The organism is Methylobacterium sp. C33D (genome assembly GCF_053345825.1).
The window spans coordinates 1-8,036 of sequence record NZ_JBKFAV010000079.1; the positions used below are offsets into that span (position 1 = coordinate 1).

An 8,036-nucleotide genomic window follows, 5' to 3' on the forward strand; every position below is an offset into this window, starting at 1 on the left:
ACCCTGCGGGCCCGCTACCTCGCCACGCACCGCCCCGGCGGCGCGCCGCGGGGCCGGGCGGCGCTGCGGGTGCAGCCCTGGTCGCCGCTCGCCCGGATGGCCGGCCGTCCGAGCCGGCGCCCGGCCGCCATCCCGCGGGTGGCGATGCTCCAGCCGGTTCCCGACATCGCCGCGGGCATCTCCGCCTCCACCGGCCGCCCGGCCGGGGGCGTCGCCGACCCGTCGGCGCTCCTCGACCGGAAGGCGGGCCGCGTCCCGAGCGCCGACCGGATGGTCGCCGAATCCGCGCTGCTGCCGGCGATCGCGGCCGGTCTGCCGGTCCTCGACCTGCGCCTGCCGGCCCCGCTCTGCACCGGCGACGAGGTCCGGATCCAGGCCTACGCCAACCGGATCAGCGGCAGCGTCGGCCTGAAGCCCGGCGACGACCTCGACCTGTTCGGGCCGGACGGCGCGCCCCGCGCCAACCTGGCCGCGGTCATGCTGGCGATGTCGGCGGTGGAGCTCGGCACGCTGCGCGCCGGCCCGGACCTCGTCGCCGGCGCGATCGCCCGGCTGAGGCCGCTCACCCCGGCCGCCGACACAGCGCCACCCTAGGGGAGGCTTCCCGGGCGGCAAGCCTTGCGGTTCGGCGCCGGCCGCGCCACCTCTGCCCGGCCCGTTCCCCTCACCCCGAGCCCGCCCGTGCACCTGATCGACCTTGCCGCGCGCGCCGGCTCGGCCGTCAAAGCCTTCGCCGAAGCCTCGCACGACCTGCTGGTCCAGCCGACCCTGCGGCTGGGCGTGACCGGGCTCGCGCGCTCGGGCAAGACCGTGTTCACCACGGCGCTGATCCACCACCTCGTGGAGACGCACGCGCTGCCGGCCTTCGCGCCCGCGCAGGAGGGGCGCCTGCGCCGCGCCAAGCTGGTGCCCCAGCCCGACGACGACGTGCCGCGCTTCCCCTTCGAGGAGCATTTCGCGACGCTGACCGAGGCGCGGCGCTGGCCGCGCTCCACCGACCGGATCAGCCAGTTCCGCCTGGAGATCGCCTACGAGCGCGCCGCCGGCTGGCGCTCCGGCCCCGCGACCCTGATGCTCGACGTGGTCGATTACCCCGGCGAGTGGCTCCTCGACCTCGCGCTGATCGAGACCAGCTACACGGCGTGGTCCCGGGCCACGATCGGCGGCACCCGCCGGCCCGGCCGCGCCGCCGTGGCGGCGCCCTGGCTGGAGGCGCTGAAGGGCTTCGACCCGAACGGCCCCCTCGACGAGGTCGCGGCCGAGCGGGCGAGCGACGCCTTCAAGGCCTACCTCGCGGGCCTGCGCGCCGGCCCCGAAGCCGTGGCGACGACGCCACCGGGCCGGTTCCTGATGCCGGGCGACCTCGCGGGCTCGCCGGCGCTGACCTTCGCGCCCCTCGACCGGCTCACCGAGACGATCGCCCCCGACAGCCTCGCCGGGCTGATGGAGCGGCGCTTCGAGGCCTACAAGGCCAAGGTCGTGACGCCGTTCTTCCGCGACCACTTCCAGCGGGTCGACCGGCAGATCGTGCTGGTGGACGTCCTGTCGGCGGTCGATGCCGGGCCGACCGCCCTGGCGGAGCTGGAGGAGGCGCTGGACGCGGTGCTGCTCAGCCTCAACATCGGCCGCAACACGGTGCTGTCGCGGCTGTTCGCGCCCCGGGCCGACCGGGTGCTGTTCGCCGCCACCAAGGCCGACCACCTCCACCAGACGAGCCACGACCGGCTCGACGCGCTGCTGCGGCTGCTCGTGTCGCGGGCCATGCGGCGGACGGAAGCCGCGGGCGCCCGGGTGGGCACCGTGGCGCTGGCCTCCGTGCGCGCCACCCGCGAGACCACCGTCCACGACGGGTCGGAGACGCTGCGGGCGGTGGCCGGCACCCCGGAGGCCGGCGAGGTGGTGGGCGACGAGGTCTTCGACGGCAACAGCGAGGCCGCGATCTTCCCGGGGGAGCTGCCGGCCCGCGCTGAGGCGGTGCTGGAGGGCGCGGTCGAGCCGGGCTCGCTGCGCTTCCCGCGCTTCCGGCCGCCGCTGGTGCGGCCCGACGGCCTGGGCCGCGCCGGGCACCTGCCGCAGATCCGGCTCGACCGGGCGATGCAGTTCCTGATCGGCGACCGGCTGGCGTGACGATGTGTGCGATGCGGAGCCCGCGACCATGACCTCCGGCCAGAAACCCCGCGCCTTCCGGATCAGTCCCGAGCCGGCCGCCGAGCCGAGCGTGACCACGACGCCGCTCGGCCCCCGGCCGCCGCAGGCCCGGATCGTCGAGGAACCCTTCGAGATCGTCGACGCCGCCGACGGCGTCGCCGTACCGGTGGCGCCGCGGGAGCGCTCGCCCTGGGGCGCCCTGTTCCTCTCGGCGGTGGGCGGCCTCGTGTCCCTGGGCGTCGGCCTGTCGGTCGAGCGGATGATCAGCGACCTGTTCCAGGCCGCGCCCTGGCTCGGCTGGGTGGCCCTCGCGCTGCTGGGCCTCGCGGCGCTCGCGCTGCTGGCGATCGTGGTGCGGGAACTCGCCGGCCTGCGGCGCGAGCGCAAGATCGAGCGGCTGCGCCAGTCGGCGCTGGACGCCCTCGCCACCCGCGACCACACCGGCGCGCAGGCGGTGGTGCAGGCGCTCTCGACCTTCTACGCGGACCGCGACGCCCTGTCGGCGGGCCGCGCCCGCATCGACGCGGCCGCCGACGCGATCCTCGACGTCGACGACCGGATCGGCCTGGCCGAGCACGAGCTGCTGGCCGGGCTCGACCGGCAGGCGCGCAACGCCATCGCGACGACGGCCAAGCAGGTCTCGGCCGTGACGGCGCTCAGCCCGCGGGCGATCGTCGACGTGGCCTTCGTGGTGTTCGCGGCGGTGCGGCTGCTGCGCCGGATCGCCGCCATCTACGGCGGCCGGCCGGGCTTCCTGGGATTCCTGCGGCTGGGGCGCGCGGCGCTCGCGCATCTCACCGTCACCGGCGGGATGGCGGTGGGCGAGAGCGTGATGCAGCAGGTGCTGGGTCTCGGGATCGCCGCCCGGGTCTCCGCCAAGCTGGGGGAGGGCGTGCTCAACGGGCTGATGACAGCCCGGTTCGGGCTCGCGGCGCTCAACGTCTGCCGGCCGCTGCCGTTCGTGCGGGAGGCCCCGCCGCGGCTCGCCGACGTCGCCGGCGAGCTGCTGCGCTCGGCGGAGGCCGAGCCGAAATAGGGTCGGCCTACTTGGCGCCCGCGGCGGCGCGGCGGTTGGCGATGCGCGAGAACATGTTGCCGGTGTAGTCGGCGGTCTTCGGCTTCTCGGGCTCGCCGAGCTTGGCCTCGAAGGCCTCGATCCGCTTGAGCAGCGTCACGTCGTTGAACAGCGAGCTGTTGAAGTTGCTCTGGGCCCGGGGGCCGAGGGCGGTCTGCACCGCTTCGAGTCGTTCCAGAAGCTCTTTGCGCGTCACGGTGCTCTCCAGGGGCGGCTTCGGGACGAAGGACCGCCCGTGCCGCCACTGAAGAGGGCGGTGGTAAACAGCGCGTTAATGCGACCCGCACCACCGCCCTCCGGCCGAGGCGCGAGGACGCCGATCGTCCTCGCGCGCAGCAACGCGCGCAGGCTCAGAGCCCCTTCAGGAACCCGGCGAGCCGCATCAGCCCCTCGGGCCAGGGACCGTGCCCGCTCGCCACGTTGAGGTGGCCGGATTCGCCCGCGTCGACCGTGAGCGCGCCCCAGGCGTGGCCGAAGTCGTCCGCCCGCTCGTAGCGGCAGTACGGATCGGTGCGGCTGGCGACCAGCAGGGACGGGAAGGGCAGGGGATCGCGCGGCACCGGCGCGAAGGCCCGGACCGCGTCGGGCAGGTCCGGCGCCTCCTCGACGTCCGGGAACGCCACCAGGAGGGCGCCGCGCACCGCCCCCGCGGGGAAGCGCGGCACCGCCTCGACGCTGGCCACCACGCCGAGGCTGTGGGCGATCAGGATGACCGGACGCGTCGCCGCCGCGACCGCCTCGGCGATGCGGCCGCACCACGCCTCCGGGGTCGGCGCGTGCCACTGGTCCTGCTCGACCACGCGCGCGGTGGCGAGGCGGCCCGCCCAGCGGGCCTGCCAATGGTCCTCCTCGGAGCCCCCGAGCCCCGGGACGATGAGGATGTCGCAGTCGGCGGTCTTCATATCGGGATGCCTAGTGCGGACCGGCGGACGCGTCGAGACCGTCCCGTCACTCTGCCGCGATCGGCGCCGCCGCCTCGAGCGCCAGGATGTGACGGGCGATCTGCACGGAGGCGCGGTTCTTCGCCTTGGCCTCGATCTCGAAATCCGCCCAGGCGAGGTGTCGGGCGACGAGGTCGTTCACCGCCCGGTTCCACATCATGTCGGAATGGGCCGCGAGATCCCGGACCGCGTGGCCGGCTGCGCGCAGGGCCGGGAAGTCGGGCAGGGCGTCCGGATCGCAGGCGGCGGAGACCGCCTCGCGCGACACGCTGATGTGGGCCACGGGCCGGACGCCGCGCCAGGATTCCTGCACCCGGGCGATCCGGGGGTCGTCCGGCTCGAGGTACTCGCCGCCGCTCTCGACCCAGTGGTGGTGCAGGTCGAGCACCACCGGCACGAGGTCGGCGAGCCGCAGCACCGCGTCGAGGCCGAAGACGTTCTCGTCGTTCTCCACCGTCACGAGGTCGCGCGCCACTTGGCTCGCCCGGGGCAGGGTCTCGCGGAAGCCCTCGACCCCCGGGTCGCCCGCGCCGACATGAATGTTGATGTGGGCGCCGTGCGGGTGCCAGCCGCCGCCGTAGCCCATCCGGTCGAAGATCTCGGCGTGGTAGTCGAGCTCGGACAGGCCGTTGGCGATCGCCGCCGGGTTGCGGCTCGCCAGCAGGCAGAACGGCCCCGGGTGGAAGCTCAGGCGCACCCCTAGCCGGCGGGCCAGCGCGCCGGCCTCGGCGAGGCCGCGCTCGACCAGCGCCGCCATCTCGGGCTCGGCGTAGAGCGCCTGCGCGATCGGGTGGGTGTAGCCCGGCAGGACGTTGCTCGCCATGCGCAGGAGGCGCTCCAGCGGCGGCCGGGCCCCGACCCAGGCGATCTGGCGGGCGAGGGCGTCGAGGTTGTGGGCGACGAGGCCGGCGAGCTTCGCCCGCCGGGCGGCGGGCTTCAGCTTGGTGAGGTGAGCCATGGTCACGCTGGTCAGGTTCATGTGCAGCGTGGCCTCCCGCTCCGCCTTGAGGGTGGCGTGGGTGCCGGGAGGCTCGTCCAGGACGAACTTGCAGCAGAAACCGAGACGGGGCTGATCGCGCATAACCATCACAACGCGCGGAGGGCCGCGGCGTCCCCGCCCCCCGTGCGGAACGGCCGCGGCACGACGACGTTGGGAGTCCCGAGCGCGGCAGTTCCGCGCACTGGCCCCGATCCATGCCCCCGTCACCGTCGCGCTCGACCGGCCCCTCCGAGGGCGGCTCGATCCTCTGGATCCTGATGCTCGGCTCGGCGCTGGTCGCCCTCGCGGCGGCGCCGGCGCGGCGCGGCGTGCCGGCGGCCCCGCCCGCCGACGCGCCGCCGGCCGAGCGCGATCCGCCCTGCGACGAGCCGGGCCTGCGGGCGGGCGTGGCCGCGGGCGCGCGCTCCATCTCCGGGCGCGCCGCGCAGCTCACTGCCGCGACCCAGCCGGAGCGCGGCCGCGCCGCCGACAGCCCCGCCGAGATGACGCGATCCGGTTGGAAGGACATCGCCGTCCGGGTCTACCTGGAGTTCAACAAGGACCGGGTCCTGGCGGTCGCCGCCGGCGTGACCTTCTACACGCTCCTCTCGCTGTTCCCCGCCATCGCCGCGCTGGTCTCGTGCTACGGCCTCTTCGCCGACGTGACCGTGATCAACGACCACCTCGCCCAGCTGCACGCGGTCCTGCCGTCCGGCGCGGTCGAGCTCATCGGCGACCAGGTCAAGCGCATCGCCGCCAAAGGCAGCGGCTCCCTCAGCATCACGTTCTTCTCCAGCCTGCTCCTGTCGATCTGGAGCGCCAACGCCGCCATGAAGGCGATGTTCGACGCGCTGAACGTCGTCTACGAGGAGGAGGAGAAGCGGAACTTCTTCTGGCTCAACCTCCGGTCGCTCACCTTCACGATCGGCGCCCTGCTGTTCATCATCGTCGCGCTCAACGTGATCGTGGTCGTGCCGGTGGCGCTGAACTTCCTGGGGCTGGGCTCGACGGCGTGGCTGCTCGCGGCCCTGCGCTGGCCGGCGATCCTGATCGTCCTCCTCGGCGGCCTGTCGGTGCTCTACCGGTTCGGACCCAGCCGGGAGCACGCCCGCTGGCGCTGGGTCGGGGTCGGCAGCGTGATCGCGGGCCTGCTCTGGCTCGCCGCCTCGCTCCTGTTCTCCTGGTACGTCGCCAATTTCGGCACCTACAACGAGACCTACGGCTCGCTGGGGGCCGTGATCGGCTTCATGACGTGGATCTGGATCTCCTCGACGATCGTGCTGCTCGGGGGCGAGATCAACGCCGAGCTGGAGCACCAGACCGCCCGCGACACCACCACGGGCGCGCCGCTGCCGATGGGTGCGCGCCGGGCGCGGATGGCCGACACCGTCGGCGCCGCCGCCTGAGCGCGACGTCTCCGATCCCGGAGACCACGCGCGGCATCTTCCGGGACTGCCGGAGACCGCGCGCGATCCCTATATAGCGAGGCGAATAGGGAGATCGCCATGGCCGACACGCCGACCACCAGCCCGGAGACCCGCAGCGACGCCGAGTGGCGCTCGGCGCTGACGCCGGAGCAGTACCGGGTCCTGCGCGAGCACGGCACCGAGCGGGCCGGCACGAGCTGCCTGCTCGCCGAGAAGCGGGCCGGGACCTTCACCTGCGCCGGCTGCGGGCAGCCGCTGTTCGAGCAGGGCACCAAGTTCGAGTCCGGAACCGGCTGGCCGAGCTTCTTCGAGCCGATCGAGGGCGCCGTCGGGACCACCGTGGACCGCAGCCACTGGATGGTCCGCACCGAGGTGCACTGCGCCCGCTGCCAGGGCCATCTCGGCCACGTCTTCGACGACGGCCCGGCGCCGACCGGCCTGCGCTACTGCATGAACGGCGCGGCGATGAATTTCGAGCCGGCTGAATGAGTCGCGGGGTCCGCTAACCTGGGTTCGGAAACCCGGCGCGAAAACCGGGATATCGGGGACAGGGGGCGCCGCGGCCGGTTCCTCGACCCGATCCGGTCTTGATTTCGTCGCGTTTTTGCTTAGCGCTCTATAGTCTCAGAATGTCGCTGTCCGGTGATTGGCGACGGAAGCGGTCAGGCTCTGGCGAATACGGCGTGGCATCCAGCTTATACGCCGTGCGGGTCGGCTCGATTTGTCCCCTTCCGTTCGGCCCGGCGGCGCTGAGGGCTGTCCGCCGGATCGGCGCGCCGCCGACCAAGCGGGAGGGGTTTTGAGTTCATGAGCACCGTTCGCCGATTTCTGGTCGCACCATCCCTGGTCCGCCTGATCCGCAAGGAGCGGGGCGGCGCCCGGATCACCGAGGGTCACTTCGCGCCCCAGGGCGGCCGCGCCTCCTACGTGCGCGTCGACGGCCAGGTCTGTCAGCTGGTCCTGGTCAACAAGGGGCCGGACGGCGTCCCGGTCGAGGAGCGCACCGACGTCCCGCGCGCCCACGGCGACGCTCTGCTGGACGTCTGCCCCGGCAAGGCCGCCTACGACCGCACCACCGTCAATGCCGGCGGCCGCGAGATCGCGATCGACCGCTACGTCACACCCGGCAGCCTGGACTTGATCAGCGTCGCCTTCGACAGCGACGGCGAGGCCGCCGGCTTCCACGCCCCGGGCTGGTTCGGCCGCGAGGTCAGCAACGAGCCGGCCTACGAGCGGGCGGCCCTGGCCATCCAGGGCGTGCCGGCCGCCGAGGAGGTGGCGCTGAGCAACGCCGCGCTGGACGCGGTGCTGGACCTGATCGAGCCCCGGTTCGGCTTCGGCCGCTACGGCAGCAGCAGCCGGACCACCGAGTCCGACGAGGGCGCCATGCGCCGGACCGCGGCCCCGGCCGCCGCGGCCGCCGCCCCGACCGTCGCGGCCCCGCCGCCGGCTCCGGAGCCCGCCGC

General features: G+C 74.0%; 8 protein-coding genes and 1 pseudogene. 6 read left to right on the plus strand and 3 right to left on the minus strand.

Annotated features, from left to right (window positions below; genetic code table 11):
* The 3 genes and pseudogenes from ACLBXO_RS31105 to ACLBXO_RS31115 all read left to right on the plus strand — a co-directional run.
* Positions 1–594: pseudogene (locus ACLBXO_RS31105) on the plus strand (hypothetical protein); the annotation flags it as partial.
* Positions 595–681: 87 nt separating this feature from the next.
* Positions 682–2,127, plus strand: a complete 1,446-nt coding sequence (locus tag ACLBXO_RS31110; RefSeq protein ID WP_447687834.1) for a YcjX family protein — start codon at positions 682–684, stop codon at positions 2,125–2,127.
* Between the two features lie 28 nt (positions 2,128–2,155).
* Positions 2,156–3,184 carry a YcjF family protein gene (locus ACLBXO_RS31115; protein WP_447687835.1) on the plus strand — a complete coding sequence of 343 codons (1,029 nt, stop codon included), beginning with the start codon at positions 2,156–2,158 and terminating at the stop codon, positions 3,182–3,184.
* 7 nt (positions 3,185–3,191) lie between these two features.
* Here ACLBXO_RS31115 and ACLBXO_RS31120 read toward each other — a convergent pair whose 3' ends face one another.
* From ACLBXO_RS31120 to ACLBXO_RS31130, 3 genes are all read right to left on the minus strand, one after another.
* Complete coding sequence (locus ACLBXO_RS31120) at positions 3,192–3,419, minus strand: hypothetical protein (protein WP_012319110.1); 228 nt, start codon at positions 3,417–3,419, stop codon at positions 3,192–3,194.
* A 154-nt stretch (positions 3,420–3,573) separates the two neighbouring features.
* Positions 3,574–4,125, minus strand: coding sequence for an RBBP9/YdeN family alpha/beta hydrolase (locus ACLBXO_RS31125; RefSeq protein ID WP_331318710.1), 552 nt, complete (start codon positions 4,123–4,125; stop codon positions 3,574–3,576).
* Positions 4,126–4,171: 46 nt separating this feature from the next.
* Positions 4,172–5,245: a UV damage endonuclease UvsE gene (locus ACLBXO_RS31130; RefSeq protein WP_447687836.1), complete on the minus strand. Its 1,074-nt coding sequence runs from the start codon at positions 5,243–5,245 to the stop codon at positions 4,172–4,174.
* Between the two features lie 113 nt (positions 5,246–5,358).
* On the opposite strand from ACLBXO_RS31130, the gene ACLBXO_RS31135 reads away from it, so the two are divergent.
* The 3 genes from ACLBXO_RS31135 to ACLBXO_RS31145 form a co-directional block, all read left to right on the plus strand.
* A complete protein-coding gene (locus ACLBXO_RS31135; protein WP_447687837.1) occupies positions 5,359–6,549 on the plus strand; it encodes a YihY/virulence factor BrkB family protein in 1,191 nt (396 codons plus the stop codon).
* A 99-nt stretch (positions 6,550–6,648) separates the two neighbouring features.
* Positions 6,649–7,059 carry a peptide-methionine (R)-S-oxide reductase MsrB gene (msrB, locus tag ACLBXO_RS31140; RefSeq protein WP_331318714.1) on the plus strand — a complete coding sequence of 137 codons (411 nt, stop codon included), beginning with the start codon at positions 6,649–6,651 and terminating at the stop codon, positions 7,057–7,059.
* Between the two features lie 318 nt (positions 7,060–7,377).
* The coding region (locus ACLBXO_RS31145) for a hypothetical protein (RefSeq protein ID WP_447687838.1) at positions 7,378–8,036 on the plus strand (659 nt) is incomplete at its 3' end.

Coding starts and splice junctions, on each gene's coding strand:
- ACLBXO_RS31115 (WP_447687835.1), top strand. CDS start 2,156: ATGACCTCCGGCCAGAAACCCCGCGCCTTCCGGATCAGTCCCGAGCCG.
- ACLBXO_RS31125 (WP_331318710.1), bottom strand. CDS start 4,125: ATGAAGACCGCCGACTGCGACATCCTCATCGTCCCGGGGCTCGGGGGC.
- ACLBXO_RS31130 (WP_447687836.1), bottom strand. CDS start 5,245: ATGCGCGATCAGCCCCGTCTCGGTTTCTGCTGCAAGTTCGTCCTGGAC.
- ACLBXO_RS31135 (WP_447687837.1), top strand. CDS start 5,359: ATGCCCCCGTCACCGTCGCGCTCGACCGGCCCCTCCGAGGGCGGCTCG.
- msrB (WP_331318714.1), top strand. CDS start 6,649: ATGGCCGACACGCCGACCACCAGCCCGGAGACCCGCAGCGACGCCGAG.